We start from the raw sequence: 19,820 nt of genomic DNA, 5'->3' as shown, positions 1-19,820 counted from the left end.
GTCCTCACTACGAACCTGGAAGGACTGAAGTCCTCACTACGAACCTGGAAGGACTGAAGTCCTCACTACGAACCTGGAAGGACTGAAGTCCTCACTACGAACCTGGTTTGTAGTGAGGACTTTAGTCCTTAAGCCCAAGGTAGGGAAGTTAAATCGTAAAAATTAACTTGGCGCAGCCTCTCTAATTCCTCTATCCATTCTTGTTCGGCACAGAGTTGTTGGTAATATTCTATAGCCGCATCGGTTTTTTTCCACATATCGATCGCAATCCGGCGCCGCTTGATGCTGATGATTTGCTCGATACAGGCGATCGCAGATCGAATAACTAAAGGCGCGCGATACACATTTTTTTCCGAAAACTCGCTTAAATGAAATAAATGCGAGATTTGATTTAGTTGGGTAGGATATTCTATAAAGCTATCTTGTAATTTTAATATTAACTCAGAAGGCGCTGCTTGTAAATAGATGTTGTGCAGTATTTCTGCATTCAAAATCAGGTGCCACAAAAATCTGTGATGAGACAAGCTAAACTGCACGTCTCTAGCTTCTATGGCTTCTCTGACTTCTTGGCGGTATTCGGGACAGTGCAAGTAAATTTGCAATAATTGCGCTTCTGCTTCTTCTAACAGACTGCGGGCTGCTACTGAAAATCCTGTTTTTGAGTTTTTGGTTTCGCTGCTGGTACGCTGTTTTTTATATTGTTTGCTCGGCTTGAGTTTGTTTCTAATTAACAGAGGCATTGTCAAAGTTTCGTCTTGATTCAGCCGCTGTCCCCAATCGCTGACTACTTGATTGAGCAAGTTTTCGGCTATCATCTTTGTGAGGCGAAAATCTCCTTTGCTAAGAATTTCAGCGCACTTTTGCAAGTAATGCGATAACTGATTGTCGTCGCTAATGTTGGTTAGTAAGTTGATAATTTTTTTAGTGATTTGCTGGGAAGTATCTGCTTGCTTCAAATCTTGATTTACGAGCATTTGTTGCAGTTGCCAGTCTAGCCATAATGGAGCGTTTTCGAGCAATTCTCGATATTGTTCTGGGGAGTAGGTTTTGAGGTATTCGTCGGCATCTTTGCCGTCGGGAATGTTGAGCACTCGCAGTTGTACTTCTCCTTGATAGGCGAGTTGTTCTATTTCTCCAATCGCCCGCTCTGCTGCTTTAGTGCCTGCTTTGTCTGCGTCGAAGTTGAGGATAATTTGTTTGGAGTCTGTGTACCGCAATAACTGCCGCACTTGGTTTAAACTCAGGGCTGTGCCGAGGGAAGCGACGGCGTTGGAGATGCCCGCTGCCTGAAGTGCGATCGCATCAAAGTACCCCTCTACGACGATCGCGCGATCGGCTTTGCTAATGGCTGTTTTGGCTGTATCTAAGCCATATAAAGTCTTACCTTTGTCGAATAGTTCTGTTTCGGGAGAATTGAGGTATTTCGGTTGTTCGTCGCCGAGAGCTCGCCCGCCGAAACCGATGACTCTACCTTGGGTATCGCGAATGGGAATCATGATGCGGTTGCGGAAGCGATCGTAATAGCCACTTCCACCTGATTTGCGCGGTACAATTAATCCTGCTTGCTCTACTAATTGCGCCGGATAGTTTTTTTGTTCTACTAAATAACTGTAAAGTGCTTCCCAACCTTGGGGTGCGTAACCTAGTTGAAATTGTTGGATAGTTTCTTCGCTGAGTTTGCGTTCTGATTTGAGATATGCTAAGGGTTCTGCTCCTTGACTTTGCCGCAAGGCGTGTTCGTAAAACTTGGCTGTTAGTGCTGAGATTTCATAGAGTTGTTCGCGCAGTGAAATTTGGCGCTGCAATTCTTGTCGGTGTTCTGGTTCGACTGTTTTGATGGGGACTTGATAATTTTTAGCTAGTTCTAATACTACTTCGCTGAAGGAGCGTTTTTCTAATTCCATGAGGAATTTAAAGGCATTGCCACCTGCACCGCAGCCGAAACAATAGTACATTTGTTTGGCTTGGTTGACGGTGAAACTGGGAGATTTTTCGTCATGGAATGGACACAATCCGACGTATTCTTTGCCGCGTTTTTTTAAGATGACTCTACCGGAAATAACGTCTACTATGTCGGCTCTTTGTTTTACTTCTTCGATGGTTTCTGGGTGCAGCCGGGGTACTTGCATAGGACTATTTTAAGGGTAATCGCACAATTTGACTTTTCCTGGACGTAGAAACCGGGTTTTTTACGGAAATACACAGGTTTCCGCCCGGATATTCGGTTTAAAAACCCGGTTTCTTTAAGCTTGATGCGCTCGCGAAGTGTCAGTCAAGCAAGATACTCGCTTTATTGTAAGATATTGAGACTAACTGTAAGGAGCATGGGCAATAATGCGAATTTTAATGATGGGCGGTACTCGGTTTATTGGGGTTTATCTTACTAAGATTTTAGCAGCACAAGGGCATGAGGTGGTGTTGTTTAACCGCGGCAACAAGCCTGTGCCGGTTGCGGGGGTGAAACAGATTTTGGGCGATCGCACAAATGTCGCACAATTGCAAGAACAGTTATCGGCGGTTGAGTTTGACGCGGTTTTTGACAACAACGGTCGGGAACTGAGCGATACAAAGCCTTTAGCTGAGATATTTAAGGGGCGGGTGCAGCACTTTGTTTATATGAGTTCTGCGGGGGTTTATTTGAAATCCGACCAAATGCCTCATATCGAAGGAGACGCTACCGATCCCAAAAGCCGACATTTGGGTAAGTGCGACACGGAAAATTATTTAGCTGAGTCCGGTTTGCCTTGGACTTCGATCCGCCCGACTTACATCTACGGCCCTCAAAATTACAACGATTTGGAGGCTTGGTTTTTCGATCGCATTGCGCGCGATCGCCCGATTCCGATTCCTGGTAACGGGATGCACTTCACGCAGTTGGGGCACTGTCAGGATTTGGCGGTGGCGATGGTGGCGGTTTTGGGTAACTCCAGGGCGATCGGGCAAATTTACAACGTTTCGGGCGATCGATTTGTCACCTTTGACGGTTTAGCCCGCGCCTGCATTCAAGCAGCAGGCAAATCACCCGATTCTATTAAGATTGTACACTACGATCCGAAACAATTTGACTTTGGCAAAAAGAAAGCTTTCCCGATGCGATTGCAGCACTTTTTTGCTTCAGTTAATAAAGCTGTCACCGAGCTTAACTGGAAGCCAGAATTTGACTTAGTTTCGGGATTGAAAGATTCATTTCAGAATGATTATGTAGTTTCAGGAAGGGACAAAGCCGATATAGATTTTTCCGTTGATGATGAGATTTTGAAAGCCGTTTAAAGTAAAATTAGACTGAGGCACTTGCGACTTCAGAAACCCGGTTTCTTCGTATATTTTTCGTTACTGTTCGTAAAACTCATAGAAACCGGGTTTCTCGCCCCTGCGTCTAAACCATGTTAAATCAAAGTAAAGTGCACAGTCCGCACAATACGCATCTGAACTGTCACAGTAAAGATAATTCGCCGACGATTTTACCACTTGTCGGCAGCATCTACTGGTATTTTCACAGGCTTTGTGCTGTCAAGCCGATCGCAAATTAGTTAAACTGAATCAGATACAAAACCTCTCCCCAACCCATGTTTTACTCCGCAAGGGGAGAAAAACTCGGAAATATCAGGTAAACTTCATGCTTGGAATCACACTCGGCACTCGTTACAGCATTATCCGTCACTTGGGAGGCGGCGGATTTGCTCAAACTTATTTAGCTGAAGATAAGCAGCTACCAGGTAATCACCTTTGCGTCGTCAAGCAGCTTAAGCCTCAAGCAACCGATCCCGAAACTCTACGGGTAGCAAGACGTTTGTTTGATACGGAAGCACAAGTTTTATATAAGTTGGGAAATCACGATCGCATTCCGCAACTTTTTGCTTACTTTGAAGAAAATCAAGAGTTTTATCTCGTTCAAGAATTTATCGAAGGCCACGATTTAAGTCAAGAAATTCCGCAATTTGGTTCGGGAAGTCCGGGCGGAATGAAGGAAGATGCAGTCATTGCTATTTTGCAGGAACTTCTGGAAATTTTAGATTTTGTACACCAGCAAAATGTGATTCATCGCGATGTGAATCCCCGCAATATTCTGCGCCGATATCGAGATGGAAAGTTAGTATTAATTGACTTCGGCGCAGTCAAGGAAATTACTACTCAAATTACTAATCATCAGCCCAAGAATAGCTTGAGTGTCAGCATCGGTACTCCCGGTTATATGCCCAGCGAACAATCTCACGGGAATCCGAAACTCAGCAGCGATATCTATGCCGCAGGTGCGATCGCAATTCAGTTCCTCACAGGCATCAATCCCCACCAAATGCCAAAGAATTCTGATACAGAAGAAATTATTTGGCAGGATAAAGCATCGGTGAGTCCTGAATTTGCGAAGATTTTAGATCGGATGGTAAAGTACGATTTTCGCCAGCGTTATGTGAGTGCTGGCGAAACCTTGGAAGCGATTAAAGAATTGAAAAAATCTTTCAGCGGTACTGTTCCGATATTACCTCCGGTTGCTGCTGCGAAACAGCCGCAGAAACCGCGCCAAAAACTCTATTGGAAAATCGGCGCGATCGCCAGTTTTATTGGTGTCACTATTATAGCATCAATTTATGGTGTCAATACTTTTAATTCTGCTAATGCAACTGACTTGCACAACCGAGGTATTACTCTTTACAATTTAAGCAAATTTGAAGAAGCTCTAGCCGCCTACGATCGAGCCATAACTCTCCGCCCTGACTACGCGGAAGTTTGGCAAGAAAAAGCTAAAACTTTATATGAGTTAAAAAAATATAAGGAGTCACAGTCAGCTTACGATAAAGCCATAGAATTAAAGCCGGAATATTTGGAGGCTTGGACTGGACGCGGTTATGCTTTGGACAAGTTGCAACAGTCAAAGGAGGCGATCGCATCTTTTGACAATGCTTTGAAAATCCAGCCCGACTATCCCGCAGCCTGGGAAGGGAAAGGCGATGCTTTGTTAGACTCGCAGCGGTACGAAGAGGCGATCGCATCCTACGAAAAAGCCGTACATTTTCAGCCTAATTTGTACCGTGCGTGGTACAATCGCGGACAAGCTCACCAAAATTTAAAACAGTACGATCGCGCCGTTGAATCCTATCAAAAAGCAGTTGAAATTAAATTTGATAATTCTGACGCTTGGTACAATTTAGGCAATGTTTTCCTAGAATTGAACAAAAACCAAGAAGCTTTTGAAGCTTACGAAAAAGCCGTGCGGTTTCAGCCAAATTTTTATCAAGCGTGGTACAGTAAAGGTATCGCTTTGCTTAAAATGCGCCGACACGAAGAAGCGGTACAAGCTTACGAAAAAGCTGTCAAATTAAAACCGGACTATCATCAAGCATGGTACAATTTAGGTTGGTCTTACCACGAATTACGCAAGTACGAAGCAGCTATTGAGTGTTACAGCAAAGCCTTGGATTTAAACCCGAAAGAATCTCAAGGTTGGTACAATAGAGGTAATGCTCAGTACAATTTGCAGCGGTACGAAGATGCGATCGCCTCTTACAACGAAGCCGTCTATGTGAAACCCGATTACCCGGAGGCCTGGTACAGTCGCGGTAACGCCCTGGTAGCGGTAAAAAGATTCGGAGATGCGATCGCCTCCTACGACAAAGCAATCCGCTACAAACCCGATTACGGAGCCGCAATCGAAGCAAAAAAACGGGCCGAAAGTCAGCCCGGAATCAGCCAGCCACCGCCTAAACAACAATGATTGTTAATTAAGTGCCCGTGAATAAATTGCCAGTAAATTGTAAAAAAAACTGGTTCGTAGTGAGGACTTAAGTCCTCTCCCTGGTTCGTAGTGAGGACTTCAGTCCTTTCCCTGGTTCGTAGTGAGGACTTCAGTCCTCTCCCTGCGGGTAAATAAGGACTAAAGTCCTTACTACAAACCTAAATTTTAACGAACAGCAGGACTAATTACCGTAACGCGGCGACTGTCTACCAACATCGGCCAAAAACCGCGATCGCTCAATGCTTTTACCGCAGCAGTAGCAGCATTTTGATCCGTCGTATAAGCAATGAATAAAAAGGGACGTTGGCCGTAGGAAGCTAAGCCTACTTGCGTACCCAATGCTTGCTTGACTTGGCCGGCTAATTCCGGTTGATTGAAGTAATCTACCAACACGGCGTAACCGGGGCCGAGGGCTTGCGGATTAAACCCACTATTCCCAGTTTGAGGATTGGCGATTGGTTCTGAACCTGGTGCTGGCTGGGGGTTGTAGACTGGGAGGTTTTGGGGAAGTGCTGCTGCGGGCGATCGAACTACGTAAGCTTGCAATCCCACAACATCTTTGATATATTTAACCCAATCGCTGGCAATTTGCGAGTTGCGAAACCCACCCACCCGCGTCACCGTGTCGTTAATGTACCGACAAACTGTATTGTCAGTATTTCCCGGAAAAGAGCGTTTTGCTCTTTCTTGTTGTTCCGGTGTTTTGGTGACAATTAACAGTAAATATTCGTCGGACTTCGGCGGTTCGCAGCTCGCCTGAGCTTTAACAGCAATTGAGAAAATCGTCAACCCCAAAAGAGCGATCGAAGTAGCAGAAAATAAGGGAAAACGAACTAAAAGTTTGTTCAAATTTTCCCGGAAAATTCCTAGCTTGGTCGGAGTTTTTTTTGCTAGTTTGTTCATGCTGTCTGTAGGGAAGCCAGGGCATCGGGAATAGTTGGTGATGGTGCTTTAAATTCACCTGTCAGTACATATTCTAATCGCAGTTTCAGCCAAGTGATGAAGACAGGATCTGTGGAAACAATAGCTGCTGCTGGCTGAGGGCATTTTGCTTTGATTTCTGCCATTGTCGGTGATTCTAGGAAAGCCGGTTGTTTGACTAACCAGAAGTCTATTTGTTTTTCTTGTTCGTGGTAGTTGCGAGTTCTTTCTTTAAACACTTCATCAAGGGCTTCTTCTTCAAGCAAAAAGCGTTGGCTGGCTAAAACGTAGTAGTAGGTTTGCATTTTGGTCAGTTGTTAGTTAGGGGTTAATGTCGCCTGTATTGGCTATTTTTGCAAGTCAAGGGTGATTTGGCCGAGTTGTGGCAGTTCGAGAACCTTAGACTATTGTGCCGTTTACTTTACCTTATTTGTTGTCATTTTGGGTAGGTGCAGATCAAGTTATGTGCGAAAAATGATTGATGTGATGGGAGTTGGGGGATTTGGGGGAGTTGTGGGAGTGGCTAGTTTTTTAGGGATTTGCGGGATTATTTTTTTTTCGGTTGATTTTTGGGAAAATTTAGGTGACAATAGGAAATTAGATGGAATTGCACGTCAAAAACTGAAACAAGGACTAAAGTATGACTACCAATAATCCGTTAGATTGGGAATACCATCAAGTCGATCATCTGTTTTTGCTCATAGGAGAAAACCCTTTACCTAACTATGTAGCTGCTAAGACACTACTCAGAGAAGGTGGTAAGCCTTACCTTGTTTACACAGAACACACTTCTGAGGCTTACAAGCAACTAAAAGAAGTTTTAGATATCAGTGAAGAAGAAAAAGTTGAACTATGGAACAACGAGTCGAATGCTTTTGAAATTCAAAAAGCTATTAAAAAGAAAGTCCAAGAACTTCAAAAGCAGTATCCATGCAAAAAACAGTTTGGACTGAACTACACCGGAGGAACAAAGGCAATGGCAGTTCACGCCTACCAAGCCTTTCTCGATTTAAACCTTTCCCCTGAACCTGTTTTCAGCTACCTTGACTCCCGTAGCTTACAAATGATGTTCGATCGCAAAAACGATCGTCCTATTCCTATGGAAGTACCGAAAGAGAAATTGGCAATGACAGGAGAAACTCTTTTTAGCTTGCATGGGCTGTATTGGAAACAGGGTAAAAAACCTATAAATCAACCCAAACTGATAGAAGCTGCAACAACCATCGTAAACCTTTATATGGATGATACCAACCGAGGCAGCTTTGACAATGCTTGGTTAGATTGGTGTAAAAAGGTGCTGACTCCGAATACGCAAAAGAAAAATCGATATGACAAGTATATAGATTGGAAAGATGAGGAAGATTTAGAAAAAAATATTGAACTTGACTTAACAACAGCACCAGAAGTAATTAAAAATGTTTTGATTGCTCCTTTAGGCGTATCATCAGATAAACTATCGCTACAAACTGCTAAACAGCATGGACAATTTGATAAGCTTTCTCATGTTTGTGAGTGGTTAAGCTGCGGATGGCTAGAACATTATGTACTAGACCAGATTCAACAAATTTCCGTCAATCCACCGATAGATAGAAGTGCAATGTCATTCAACATCATCGACCAGCAAGATGACAACTGGGAAAAGTTTCAGTTTGACGTTGCTTTTATGCGGAGTTACCAACTTTTTGCTATATCTTGTACAACTTCTCGTTCAACTGAGCGTTGTAAAGAAAAACTTTTTGAGGCATATATCAGAGCCAAACAACTAGGCGGTTCCGAAGCAAGAGTAGCTCTAGTTTGCTTTCATAACAAGCCAGAACATATCATCAAGACCTTTAAGTCTCTAATTGAAGATCCAAAAATTGCTGTTTTTGGACATAAGCATCTGAAAAATTTATCAAAAGCTATTACTAATTGGATCGAAGGAAAGAACTATTAAGTCAGGAATCGAGATGAGTCACTATATCGCAACAGTAATTGATACAACAGGAATTCAAAAATATGTCTTCGTTAGCAACAGATTGAAAGAAAATATTGGGGCTTCGCATTTGGTGAAGCTAGCAACCTTTCAATGGGTTAAGGAGTGTCTGAGATGTCTCGGAAATGTCCATATCCCTGATGAAGACAAAGATGATGTGGAACCTCGCATCAATACCGATGAAAGTATAGTTTCTGAATTGGTTTATGCAGGTGGCGGAAATACAGTTTTGGTATTTAGGAGAATGGAAGATGCCAGACAATTTACCCAAAAGCTAACAAAAAAAATATTAGAAGATGCACCGGGACTCAACATAGTCATTGCTCACTATCCTTTTAACTGGGATACACAATTATTACAGCAAGTCATCGAAAATGACCTGATAAAAGGTCAGTTAGATGCCCAAAAAAGACAGCCAAGACCTTCCGTATCTTTGCTAGGTTTAAGCGTAACAGCAACTTGTCGTTCCACTGGATTAGTTGCTGTTGAAGATACTAATGGTAAATATGGAATTCCTGACGGTGAAGGCTATCTGGCTTCAAGAGAAATTATTGCCAAGCTACAAGCCGCAGATGAAGCTAATACACAGTTTAAGGAGATGCTATTTAAAGGCAAACCTAGCAAGTATAAAATAGCTCGTGATGTTGATGACATGGGTCGGACTGAACAAGAAAGTAGCTACATCGCCCTAGTTCATGCAGATGGCAATCAGATGGGTAAGCGATTTGAGAACTATGGAAAATTACAAAAATCAAATCGAGACTTTATTGTCGAGATGCGTAAACTTTCTTGGGGAGTCAGTAAAGCAGCAAGTCAAGCAATCGAAGCCGTAGGAAAACTGGTTATTGATGCAATTGAAACAGGCAAGATTAGCATCAAAGAAAACTATTTACCATTCCGTCCTATTGTTGATGGAGGTGATGATGTTACTTTTGTCTGTGATGGTAGAATAGGATTGCCTCTAGCAGTTAAGTTTTTGAAAGAGTTTGAAGAACGAACTCAAAATTTACCTGATGGTAAGGGTAAAGCTACAGCTTGCGCTGGAATTGCCATTGTCAAGACTCACTATCCATTTTCGAGAACTTACGAATTATGTGAAGCATTGTGCAGCAGTGCGAAAAAGTTTGTTCGGGAAGAGACCGATAACTATTCGGATAGAAAACCGATATTTTCGGCTTTAGATTGGCACATCGCTGGTAGTGGTTTATCAGGTTCAATTAGTGAAATTCGAGAACGGGAATATCAGGGAGGAAAGCTAACAACACGACCGATGCGATCGCACGAATACGGTAACGAATGGCTAACTTGGACTGATTTCGCTGAAGTTGTCAGAACTTTTAACGAAGAAGAACCTTGGAAAGATAAGCGCAACAAAGTCATTACTCTGCGAGAAGTTTTACGTGAGGGTAAAACTGCGATCGAGCAATTTATCAATACTTACGGAATAAATGACTTACCTGTTTTCGCCAAAGCTAATTCTGCTTTGAAAAAACAAGGTTGGATAGGAGGGCGTTGTCGCTATTTTGATGCCATTGAAGCAATGGAATTTTACATCCCGTTAGGAGAGTAATCTATGTACGCCATCAGAATTAAACTATTGAGCGATACAACTTTTGGAAGAGGCGATGGAGTTGCAGGTTTAGTTGACTCAGAAGTTGAACACGATCGCAATGGTTTCCCCTACTTAAGAGGTCGGACTTTGAAAGGGTTGTTAAGTGAAGAGTGCGATAACTTAGTCCTTTTATTACCCAATCCTCAGCAACAATATTGGCTAGAAATCAGAAATGATTTATTTGGTCAACCAGGGAGTATTAACGACACAATGGCAAAAATGCACGTTGGTGATGCTTGCTTACCCGCAGACTTACGACAAGCTGTAGCGCAACAGCAGCAGCAAGATAATTTTCCCACTCGTGAAGATGTCCTCAATTCCTTGACTACCATTCGCAAGCAAACTGCGATCGATCCCGAAAATGGTGCACCTGTCGAACATAGTTTGCGATCGATGCGGGTTATTGTACGAGATTGTCCTGACTCTCAACCCAGTTACGAAGCACCCCTATTTTTTGATATAGATTGTACACCCGATATGCTGGCACTTTTAGGAGTTGGAACACTGGCACTTCGACGCATGGGAAGCGGACGAAACCGAGGGAGAGGTCACGTACAATGCACTCTGCATTATTTAGATAAAAACCAAGATATTGACGAAGATATTACTAGAAAATACATTGATATTTTTGATGAAATCCAATGAAAGCTATTACTTTTTTATTACATACCCAACAACCCATTCTCGCCACCTCATTACAAGGCGACCCGAACAGTAATGTCTCCCATTCTTATATTCCTGGAAGTACAATTCGGGGAATGTTAATTAGTCGCTATCTGCGGCAACAGCATATCCAAGACTTAGATATCCTAGACGATCAAATCAGAAGGCTATTCTTTGATGGTCAAACTCGTTATTTGAATGCGTATCTGTTCGATCGCGAGAAAGAACAACGAACTTTACCAGTACCGCTGTGTCTATACAAGAAAAAATGGGAGGATTCACCTAACGAAATCTACAATTTTATTCAATTAGCATCACCGCATCGCCCAGATTCTCCGAAACGCTTAGATGATAAGTTTTGCATTATAGATAAGTATGGGGATATATCGCTTTACAAAGAACTCCGAAGAATTAACATTCACAATCAGCGAAACCGTCAAAAAGGGAGAGGAACTAATAGCAGTGGTGCTGTATTCCGTTACGATGCTATTGATGCAGGACAAGTTTTTCAAGCTGTAGTATTGTCTAACTGTGAGGAAGATGCTGACACGATTAAGTCATTACTGACACCCGCAAATGACGCAGAAATAATTAATGCTTGGATTGGTGGTTCTCAAAGTGCAGGTTACGGTCATGTCACGGTTGAGTCATTGCCTGAGAAAAATAACTGGACGGAGAGCCAAATTGATTGGGAAGAAAGAAAGCAATATCGAAATAAACTAACTGTTACTCTTCTCAGCGATACCATCATTCGTGATGATTGCGGTCAATCAACCACAGATATTCAACATTTTGTCAAGTTAATTTCACAGACCTTATGTAGAGAACTTAAGCATATAGATACCTATGCCAGCAGTCTAAATGTAGGAGGATTTAATCGCAAATGGGGTTTGCCACTACCTCAAGTTCCAGCTTTCGCGGCAGGTAGTGTTTTTGTCTTTGAACAACCCCAAGAACTTAATCGACAGCAAGTTCGTGATTTAGAAGCACAGGGAATTGGAGAAAGACGGGTGGACGGGTTTGGCAGAGTCGTTTTGAACTGGTTAAAAGAAGAAAGTCAAATAACTGTCGAACCAGTCAATATAGAACCTTACATAAGCCAAATTTTTTGCAGTAGTAGAGCTAAGGAAATCGCTGTGCAAATGGCTGAACGACTTCTACGACAAAAACTAGATGAATTGCTACTAGAACAGGTGCAATCTAATACACCGAAAGATTCAAGCAACATTAAAAATAGTCAACTATCACGGTTAATGATTGTAGCCAGAACAGCTTTAACTGAAGGCAGGCCCAATCGACTTGATGAATTACTTGGCATGGATGATAATTCAGATAGTTTGACTAAGACTGCTCGGGCTCAGTTTAAGCAAACTGAGATCAATGGTAAAAAATTAGACGAGCAAATTAGAGAGTGGTTGCGCCAACCTGATAGTTGGATTCTTCCAGCTTGGGGAGCGAAAAATAGTCATTTACTGAATCAGGAAAAACAACCCACTATCACTATTGCTGGCGAACCCAAAACTCTTGATTATAATTTAGCTTTAGAATACACCTTACGCCTGATTCTGGCAGTTTCTAAGAAAATGATGAAGGATAAAAACAATGACTGAACTTTATAGAACAGATCATCGCCATATTATTAAGCGCATCATTGTACGAGGTATTTTAGTGCTTGATACCCCAACTTGTTTAGGTCAAGGTGATACTGATAGTCCTACGGACTTGCCTTTGCTGCGGGATAGTCTCCATGAGAATTATGCCTTGCTCACAGGTTCATCGATTGCAGGTAGTTTGCGAAATTATTTGCGTGAGCGGGATAAAGGTTACGATCAAAGCGATCGCCGTAACGATCTAGCTGCAAAATTATTTGGTGACTTATTTGCATATAAAGATGAAAAGGATAAAAATGAAAGTGAAAAAATTAAACTAAGGGAACATGATAATCAAAGTCTTATAATTATCGATGATGCTATCAGCACTAAACCTATCAAGGCTGAACTCAGAGATGGTGTGAAAATCAATAGCGCTACTGGAACCGCAGAAGACAAAGCGAAATATGACTTAGAGTTACTGCAAGCTGGAACAGAATTTCCTCTGAGTTTTGAACTGTTGATCGATAAAAACAATGATGAAGCCACTTTACTTAAAGCTTTAGCGATCGCACTTTCCGGCTTAGAACCTAAAGAAGACCAAAATGACTCCGAATGTCAAAATGATTCAAAAAGTGGTGAAATCAGCCTAGGAATGAAAAAGCGACGCGGTTTTGGTCGCTGTCATGTCAAAGAGTGGCAGGTTTGGAGCTTTAACTTGGAAGATTCGGGCGATCGCACTTCCTGGTTAAATTTTGAACATTGGCGCACAGGTATAATACTGATATTCAACACCTATAGCTCGATTACAGAAGCATTTGAGAAGGCTGAAATTAAGTTAGATATAAATGGAGAAGATAAGCGCGAGCGCTTCGTCATCCACGCCAAATTCCAATTAGTCGGTTCTCTCCTCATCCGTTCCGGTCAAGACTCAACTGGACGCGCTCCCGATGTCGTACACTTGAAATCCCATCGTAATAATGAACTAAAACCAGTCTTATCAGGCACAAGTTTAGCTGGAGTATTGCGCCATCGAGCCGAGCGAATTGTTAATACTTTACATGAAATCAATCCACAGATTACTCAGGAAATAGTTAACGATATATTTGGCTTCGTTAAAGATAAGAAAGAATCGCAACAACTGGAAGCTAATAAAGCTAATAAAAAGCCAGAGGCTAAGGCAAGTCGTTTAATCGTGCATGAGAAAGTGATTAAAAATGCCACTGAATTAGTACAAAATAGAATTGCGATCGACCGTTTTACAGGAGGCGCATATCACGGTGCATTATTTGACGAACAACCTATATTTGGTGGCGCTCAAACAATTGTCAGTATTGAACTAGAGTTGCGGAATCCAAAAGAGCATGAAATTGGATTGCTGTTACTATTGTTAAAAGATTTGTGGACAAGCGATTTACCTGTAGGAGGTGAAAGCAGTATTGGACGGGGAAGGTTACAGGGAACGGAAACAACCTTAACTCTATATAGATCCCAGCACAAGGAAACATGGACAATTACTCAAGTAGGTGAAGACAAACTGCAAATTAGCGCTCCCGATCAACTACAAACATTTGTTCAAGCGTTAGTCGATTATTCTCAAAAAGAGGTTAAGAATGATGCGTAAACCCCATTGCGAACCGATTGAAGATGCTCAATCAATATCTGATTTGAGAAAATGGTTAGAATCACAAGCCCAAAATTATCAATTAAAATATTTATTAGCTCATGGTGATGATGGTGCGATTTGGGGAGAGTTTCGCGGTCAAGGCTATCAGCTAGTAACATCAGGAGATGATGATGTATTTCCCAAATTAGCTAAATTGCGTCTTTGCACTCTCCAACAATGTCGAATCTTTAGTAAAAAAGCTGAGGTTATGCTTTGGAAAGTAGGTCAAAACTGGAAAGCACGTTTAATTAAGGATGAACATCTATCAGAACAGGATTATATTTGTGAAAAACAAATTCTCTGGGGAACTCAACAAGAAGGAGAGTCTAAACAAGACTTTACTCTTGTTTCAGATGGTTCGCAAGGATTAAAGCACGCTGTCCCTTTAATCAATATCCCATTTAGCAAAGACAAAAAGAATCTATATCGTCCGATTCGTTTAGTCGTGCATCACTATATCGACTATAATGATAGTGAAGTGGCGAGAATTTATCTCAGTCGATTAGTTGATTTACGAGGAACAAAATCATGATTGCTGAACCTCAATTCACTCAAAAAATGACGGCGGAAGAATACCTAGAATGGGAAGCCCAGCAGGAACTTCGCTATGAATACATTGATGGCGAAATTTTGGCAATGACTGGAGGTACTCTTCCTCATAACAGCGTTGCTCTCAACTTTTATACAGCCCTAAGACCTCATTTACGTCAGAAGGGTTGTCAAGCTTATGTGTCAGATGCGAAAGTTCAACCCAGTAAAAGTAGTCGTTATTTCTATCCAGATTTAGTTGTAACTTGCGACTCAGATGACTTGAAAGCCCGCGATTTGATTCAAAACCCTAAAATCATTGTTGAGGTTCTTTCGCCCGGTACAGAAACTTATGACCGCACGAAAAAATTCAAGTATTATCGCCAGATTCCGAGTTTGCAAGAATACGTCTTAGTTGATTCAGAAGAAATAACAGTTGAGGTTTATCGTCGAGGAGAAGGGAAGATGTGGATTTATTATGAGTATGAAGCCGGAGAAATCATTAGCTTAGAAAGTATTGAGTTTGAATGCGCGATCGGACTTGTGTATGAAGGGATTAGTTTTGAGAAAGAGTGAGAGTTGAAATCAAGAACGAGTCATTTTATTTAAGTGTAAGGAGATTGGACAATGAATCCCAAACATATTGAAACAGTACCAGAGTTTCTCAAAGATGATAAAGGAAAAGATATTCCCCGTCGGGCGGTCGCACCTTATAACTTTATCGAACTACCTGAAAAAATAGTTCCAGCCGAGCCAATACCAACACATAACTGCTACCATCATCACCGTCACACTGGTAAAATTAAGTGTACCTTGACTACTTCATCACCCTTGTACATTCGCTGTGGAATGTCTCAAACTGACTTTGCTAAGTTTGGTGGTAAATCAGATGAAGATTTAACTGATGAGGAAAAAAAGGAAAAGCGTGAAATTCTTGCTCCTTTTTTCAAGAATCCTGCTAATCAATATCCAACTATTCCAGGTAGCAGTCTGCGTGGTATGTTGCGAACAATAGTAGAAATTGTCAGCTACAGCAAAATTGACAAAGTTTCAGATATACAGTTAATTTATCGCGCTTTTGCTGACACTACATCTTTAGGTGATTTTTACCGCGATCGCTTACTCCAAGAAGAGAGAGAACGTCAGTATTCATTTCTAATGCAAGCTGGTTATCTGGTTAAAACTCAACAAGGCTCTGGCTGGGCAATTAAACCTGCCAAGAATCTGGTTGAAGGGTCATCTTTTGCCAAAATAGATATATTACAAATTAAAAATTTAGTAAAATCTCGCTGGCATGACATAAAACACACTAGCAAAGTAAGCGTTCATGTTGAGCCAATGAGTTGGCATTTCCATAGAGGGGGATTTATCGAACTCTATTATGCGAAAGCAGTGCCGCCAAGTCAACATGAATCTAAATGTCAGGGAGTCTTGGTAGAAACAGGTGGAATGCCAGGAAAGAAAAAAATGGAATGTGTAATTGGTTTACCTGATGATGAAGCAACATTAATTCCAATTCCAGATTATCCAGACTCAATGCTTCAGGATTATAAAGAGCAGCTCACAAAAGAGCAGAAAAAGCTACTTGGTAAAGATGGTGTTCTAAAACCAATGCACCCTGTATTTTATCTAATGGAGGAAGGCCAGCTTGTATTTTTTGGACACACAATGATGTTCCGCTTACCTTATAAAGAATCAATTAAAAAATTCATTCCTGAATCTAACTATAAGTTTCTTTCAGATTATGCGTACAATTCTCCTACTCTCGATCTAACAGAGGCTATCTTTGGGTTTGTTAGGGATACCAAACAAACGGGAAAGCAGACACAAGCTGGACGAGTATTTGTCAGCGATGCCAAGTGTCAAAAATCAAATGCTGAGGACATCTGGCTCAAACGTGATATTACCCAGTCAATGACACCCAAGATATTAGCTAGTCCAAAACCTACCACTTTTCAGCACTATTTGGTGCAAGATAGTGCTGTTGAAAGTGAACTAATGCACTATGCAAGTCAGCCCAATAACGAAACAGTAATTCGAGGGCACAAGCTTTATTGGCATAAGGGAAATGTTGAGGAAAGTCAGATTGAAGAGAGCAACACTAAGAAGATTGAAGAGGCACGCTCTCAGTACACAGATATAAAACCTATCACAAAAAATGTATCTTTTGACTTCAACATTGACTTTGAAAATTTAAGTGAAGTTGAATTAGGTGCTTTGTTATGGGTGCTAAATATTGCTGCCGCCCCAATTTATCGCTTATCACTAGGCATGGGTAAACCTTTGGGAATGGGGGCAGTCGAGATTAGCTCTCAACTTTCATTAACTAACCGTCAAGAGAGATATTGTCATCTATTCCAAGATACTGGTTGGGCAACAGGTGAAAAAAATAAAGTTGATATTAATGAAGTAAAACAAGATTGTTTACAAAGGTTTGAAGATTACATTCTCAATCATACTGACGCAAAACTTAAGCGTTTACATGATGTGCCACGAATCAAAAGTCTGTTAGGAATGTTACAGTGGCCTGGTGTTGCAGAAGATTCAAGCCGATACATGGAAATTGAGCGAAAGCAACAACCTTGTATTGGTAAGCTAGGAAAAAATGGTAAGGCAAATGAATATAAAAAGCGCCCAGTTTTGCCAACCTCGTCGCAAGTCATAAAAGATAATCAGAAACGGAATTATCCAGGTTCTCCGCCACCTTCATCTGGAGGAGTTAGCAATAGAGCAGCTTGGCAACGACCAAAATGACTAAAACTATGGCAAGTAAAGATTATTGTTCTCAGCAAAGATGGAACTGTTAAAATTGTCAAATATGTGGACTGATTCGTTTTCCCTATAATTGCAATCCACTTACTAATCCTAACAAAAGCAATTGCCATCAGAATAGAATAGAAAGCAGCAAATTTCCCGCCAAATTTAACAAATTTATTGAGGATGTCACTATGCCATTCAGTGCTTACAAAACAGTCGGTTCAGTCCTCAAAGAATTTCAGATTACCTATACTGAATCTAATTTCATAGTAGAAACAGAGTTTCACATCTCCGAATATTTTCGAGAAGATTTAGAGTTTACAATGCGAGAAGGAGTGGTTGATAATTCTGAATTTGCAGTTTGTGAAAACTTGATTTATCCAGTTCTCAAAGAAGTTTGGAAGCGTTATTACAGCGGGTTTGTTTTGTGGAGCCATCAGTCTCTTACCTACGACCAGTATCTTTCTGGATTTCCTGAATATATTTTGGCTAAGCGTTCTGTATTAGGAAAAGTTGTTTTTGAACAACCTTACTTTTTATTAGTTGAGGCAAAACAAGATAATTTTGAAAATGGATGGGCTCAGTGTTTGGATGAAATGATTGCCGCACAGCGACTGAATGAAAAATCAGAGCAAGATGTTTTTGGGATTGTATCAAATGGGGAAGTATGGCAATTTGGGAAACTTAAAGGCAGATTTTTTACAAAAAATAAATCTTCTTATTTACTGGACGATTTAAATAAGCTGTTTGCGGCCATTAACTATCTTTTTCAACAATGTGAATTGCTGCTGAATGCTGAAGTAGCGAGTCAGAATTGATAGTAGTAGCTGTATTTAATTAGAAATATCAAAAATGACTTTACTAGCCCAGGGCGTCAAATAAAATATTATAAAGTCTTAAATGTGTGGAGTGATTCGCTTTCTCCATAATCGCGCCCACCGCACCCATTCCACCAAAAGCGATCGCCCCGCACATCCCATAAGGCTAAACTGGTCTAAGTTTTACCATAAAAATTTCTACCCCTTCATGAACATCGCCTATCTAGTCAACCAATACCCCAAAGTCAGCCACAGCTTCGTCCGCAGAGAACTCCTAGCCGTCGAAACCTACGGCATCAAAGTCGGGCGTTACTCCATCAGATCCTGCGAATCCGAACTCGTAGACGGCGCAGACAAACAAGAACAAGAATTGACCAAAGTCATCCTGGGGGCTGGCGTGCAGGGCTTAGCGTTGGGTTTGCTCCGCACTGCCGCAACTAGACCAATTCGATTCCTCGAAGCTTTGCGCTTAATGTTCAAAGTGGGCTTACACTCTGATCGCGGGATTTTGCTGCATCTAGCTTATTTCGCAGAAGCTTGCATTCTTTTAAATTGGTTCGCAAAATCCGGTACAACACACGTTCACGCTCACTTCGGCACAAATTCCACAACTGTTGCAATGTTATGTCGCGTCCTGGGCGGCCCGACTTACAGCTTCACCGTTCACGGCCCCGAAGAATTTGATAAAGCTACACTTCTTTCCTTAGACGAAAAAATTAAGCGATCGACCTTTGTAGCAGCAGTCAGTTCCTTCGGCAAAAGTCAGCTCTTTCGGTGGTGCGATCGCACTTATTGGTCAAAAATCAACGTCATACACTGCGGCGTCGATGCAGCATTTTTATCCGCACCCCACGTCCCCATACCCGCAGCACCCCGCTTAGCCTGTATCGGGAGACTCAGCGAACAAAAAGGTCATTTGTTACTGTTAGAAGCCGCCAGCAAGCTAGCTGTTCAAGGCTTGGAGTTTAAATTGGTATTTGTTGGAGACGGGCCGCTGCGAGCTGAAATTGAACAGCAGATTGCACAACTCAATCTGCAAAACTATATAGAAATTACCGGCTGGGCCAGTGGCGATCGAGTTCAGAAAGAGATTTTAGCTTCCCGCGCCATGGTATTGCCGAGTTTTGCTGAAGGTTTACCCGTCGTAATTATGGAAGCTCTCGCTCTCAATCGGCCCGTAATTAGCACCTATGTTGCTGGTATCCCGGAACTCGTAGAACCCGGTGTTTGCGGTTGGTTAGTTCCTCCCGGTTCCGTAGAAGCATTGGCTGTTGCTATGCGTGCTGCATTGGAAGCACCTTTAGAAAAGCTAGAAGAAATGGGGAAAATAGGAGCCGAACGGGTTGCTCAACAACATAATGTCGATTTAGAGGCAAAGAAATTAGTGGCGCTATTTCAAGCATCTATTGAACAATCATCATAAAAATAGTTCGTAGTGAGGACTTTAGTCCCTAAAATAGTTCGTAGTGAGGACTTTAGTCCTTAAAATAGTTCGTAGTGAGGACTTTAGTCCTTAAAATAGTTCGTAGTGAGGACTTTAGTCCTTAAAATAGTTCGTAG

At 41.7% G+C, this 19,820-nt stretch carries 16 protein-coding genes; 13 read left to right on the top strand and 3 right to left on the bottom strand.

The window, feature by feature from the left end; translation table 11 throughout:
* Window positions 1-128 precede the first annotated feature (128 nt).
* A complete protein-coding gene (gene dnaG / locus QUB64_RS25790) occupies window positions 129-2,129 on the bottom strand; it encodes a DNA primase (protein WP_333276263.1) in 2,001 nt (666 codons plus the stop codon).
* Window positions 2,130-2,334: 205 nt separating this feature from the next.
* Here dnaG and QUB64_RS25785 point away from each other — a divergent pair, with 205 nt between their 5' ends.
* Complete coding sequence (locus QUB64_RS25785; protein WP_333276265.1) at window positions 2,335-3,270, top strand: NAD-dependent epimerase/dehydratase family protein; 936 nt, start codon at window positions 2,335-2,337, stop codon at window positions 3,268-3,270.
* Window positions 3,271-3,616: 346 nt separating this feature from the next.
* The gene (locus QUB64_RS25780; RefSeq protein WP_333276267.1) at window positions 3,617-5,710 is read left to right on the top strand and encodes a tetratricopeptide repeat protein; all 2,094 of its coding nucleotides are present in this window, start codon (window positions 3,617-3,619) and stop codon (window positions 5,708-5,710) included.
* A 186-nt stretch (window positions 5,711-5,896) separates the two neighbouring features.
* Here QUB64_RS25780 and QUB64_RS25775 read toward each other — a convergent pair whose 3' ends face one another.
* A complete protein-coding gene (locus QUB64_RS25775; RefSeq protein ID WP_333276269.1) occupies window positions 5,897-6,634 on the bottom strand; it encodes a hypothetical protein in 738 nt (245 codons plus the stop codon).
* Window positions 6,631-6,957 (bottom strand): MgPME-cyclase complex family protein, encoded by a 327-nt coding sequence (locus tag QUB64_RS25770; protein WP_333276271.1) that lies wholly within the window; start codon window positions 6,955-6,957, stop codon window positions 6,631-6,633. The genes QUB64_RS25775 and QUB64_RS25770 overlap by 4 nt, the downstream gene beginning before the upstream one ends.
* A 169-nt stretch (window positions 6,958-7,126) precedes the next feature.
* Here QUB64_RS25770 and QUB64_RS25765 point away from each other — a divergent pair, with 169 nt between their 5' ends.
* From QUB64_RS25765 to QUB64_RS25715, 11 genes are all read left to right on the top strand, one after another.
* Entirely contained in the window at window positions 7,127-7,306 is a 180-nt protein-coding gene (locus QUB64_RS25765) for a hypothetical protein (protein WP_333276273.1), read from the top strand.
* Window positions 7,293-8,588, top strand: coding sequence for a Card1-like endonuclease domain-containing protein (locus QUB64_RS25760; protein ID WP_333276275.1), 1,296 nt, complete (start codon window positions 7,293-7,295; stop codon window positions 8,586-8,588). Before QUB64_RS25765 ends, QUB64_RS25760 begins: the two co-directional genes overlap by 14 nt.
* Window positions 8,589-8,601: 13 nt before the next feature.
* Window positions 8,602-10,197 carry a Cas10/Cmr2 second palm domain-containing protein gene (locus QUB64_RS25755; RefSeq protein ID WP_333276277.1) on the top strand — a complete coding sequence of 532 codons (1,596 nt, stop codon included), beginning with the start codon at window positions 8,602-8,604 and terminating at the stop codon, window positions 10,195-10,197.
* Window positions 10,198-10,200: 3 nt separating this feature from the next.
* Window positions 10,201-10,884, top strand: coding sequence for an RAMP superfamily CRISPR-associated protein (locus tag QUB64_RS25750; RefSeq protein WP_333276279.1), 684 nt, complete (start codon window positions 10,201-10,203; stop codon window positions 10,882-10,884).
* Window positions 10,881-12,512 (top strand): type III-B CRISPR module-associated Cmr3 family protein, encoded by a 1,632-nt coding sequence (locus QUB64_RS25745; RefSeq protein ID WP_333276281.1) that lies wholly within the window; start codon window positions 10,881-10,883, stop codon window positions 12,510-12,512. The genes QUB64_RS25750 and QUB64_RS25745 overlap by 4 nt, the downstream gene beginning before the upstream one ends.
* Window positions 12,505-14,115, top strand: a complete 1,611-nt coding sequence (locus QUB64_RS25740) for an RAMP superfamily CRISPR-associated protein (RefSeq protein WP_333276283.1) — start codon at window positions 12,505-12,507, stop codon at window positions 14,113-14,115. Before QUB64_RS25745 ends, QUB64_RS25740 begins: the two co-directional genes overlap by 8 nt.
* A complete protein-coding gene (gene csx19 / locus QUB64_RS25735) occupies window positions 14,105-14,689 on the top strand; it encodes a type III-D CRISPR-associated protein Csx19 (RefSeq protein ID WP_333276284.1) in 585 nt (194 codons plus the stop codon). Before QUB64_RS25740 ends, csx19 begins: the two co-directional genes overlap by 11 nt.
* Window positions 14,686-15,261, top strand: coding sequence for a Uma2 family endonuclease (locus QUB64_RS25730; RefSeq protein ID WP_333276285.1), 576 nt, complete (start codon window positions 14,686-14,688; stop codon window positions 15,259-15,261). The genes csx19 and QUB64_RS25730 overlap by 4 nt, the downstream gene beginning before the upstream one ends.
* A gap of 51 nt (window positions 15,262-15,312) precedes the next feature.
* Entirely contained in the window at window positions 15,313-17,439 is a 2,127-nt protein-coding gene (locus QUB64_RS25725) for a TIGR03986 family type III CRISPR-associated RAMP protein (RefSeq protein WP_333276286.1), read from the top strand.
* Between the two features lie 194 nt (window positions 17,440-17,633).
* Window positions 17,634-18,260 (top strand): hypothetical protein, encoded by a 627-nt coding sequence (locus tag QUB64_RS25720; RefSeq protein WP_333276287.1) that lies wholly within the window; start codon window positions 17,634-17,636, stop codon window positions 18,258-18,260.
* A gap of 208 nt (window positions 18,261-18,468) precedes the next feature.
* A complete protein-coding gene (locus QUB64_RS25715) occupies window positions 18,469-19,683 on the top strand; it encodes a glycosyltransferase (RefSeq protein WP_333276289.1) in 1,215 nt (404 codons plus the stop codon).
* Window positions 19,684-19,820 lie beyond the last annotated feature (137 nt).

This window comes from Microcoleus sp. Aus8_D2, assembly GCF_036702665.1.
In the GTDB taxonomy this organism is placed as follows: Bacteria; Cyanobacteriota; Cyanobacteriia; order Cyanobacteriales; family Microcoleaceae; genus Microcoleus.
Note: the sequence above shows the minus strand (reverse complement) of the source record. Positions and strands in the feature narration are given on the sequence as shown.

Bases quoted from the DNA above. Each gene is read 5' to 3' on its own strand.
- QUB64_RS25745 (WP_333276281.1), top strand. From the start codon at position 10,881: ATGAAAGCTATTACTTTTTTATTACATACCCAACAACCCATTCTCGCC.
- QUB64_RS25730 (WP_333276285.1), top strand. From the start codon at position 14,686: ATGATTGCTGAACCTCAATTCACTCAAAAAATGACGGCGGAAGAATAC.
- QUB64_RS25785 (WP_333276265.1), top strand. From the start codon at position 2,335: ATGCGAATTTTAATGATGGGCGGTACTCGGTTTATTGGGGTTTATCTT.
- QUB64_RS25715 (WP_333276289.1), top strand. From the start codon at position 18,469: ATGAACATCGCCTATCTAGTCAACCAATACCCCAAAGTCAGCCACAGC.
- QUB64_RS25760 (WP_333276275.1), top strand. From the start codon at position 7,293: ATGACTACCAATAATCCGTTAGATTGGGAATACCATCAAGTCGATCAT.
- QUB64_RS25765 (WP_333276273.1), top strand. From the start codon at position 7,127: ATGATTGATGTGATGGGAGTTGGGGGATTTGGGGGAGTTGTGGGAGTG.
- dnaG (WP_333276263.1), bottom strand. From the start codon at position 2,129: ATGCAAGTACCCCGGCTGCACCCAGAAACCATCGAAGAAGTAAAACAA.
- csx19 (WP_333276284.1), top strand. From the start codon at position 14,105: ATGATGCGTAAACCCCATTGCGAACCGATTGAAGATGCTCAATCAATA.
- QUB64_RS25775 (WP_333276269.1), bottom strand. From the start codon at position 6,634: ATGAACAAACTAGCAAAAAAAACTCCGACCAAGCTAGGAATTTTCCGG.
- QUB64_RS25750 (WP_333276279.1), top strand. From the start codon at position 10,201: ATGTACGCCATCAGAATTAAACTATTGAGCGATACAACTTTTGGAAGA.
- QUB64_RS25720 (WP_333276287.1), top strand. From the start codon at position 17,634: ATGCCATTCAGTGCTTACAAAACAGTCGGTTCAGTCCTCAAAGAATTT.
- QUB64_RS25740 (WP_333276283.1), top strand. From the start codon at position 12,505: ATGACTGAACTTTATAGAACAGATCATCGCCATATTATTAAGCGCATC.
- QUB64_RS25725 (WP_333276286.1), top strand. From the start codon at position 15,313: ATGAATCCCAAACATATTGAAACAGTACCAGAGTTTCTCAAAGATGAT.
- QUB64_RS25770 (WP_333276271.1), bottom strand. From the start codon at position 6,957: ATGCAAACCTACTACTACGTTTTAGCCAGCCAACGCTTTTTGCTTGAA.
- QUB64_RS25755 (WP_333276277.1), top strand. From the start codon at position 8,602: ATGAGTCACTATATCGCAACAGTAATTGATACAACAGGAATTCAAAAA.
- QUB64_RS25780 (WP_333276267.1), top strand. From the start codon at position 3,617: ATGCTTGGAATCACACTCGGCACTCGTTACAGCATTATCCGTCACTTG.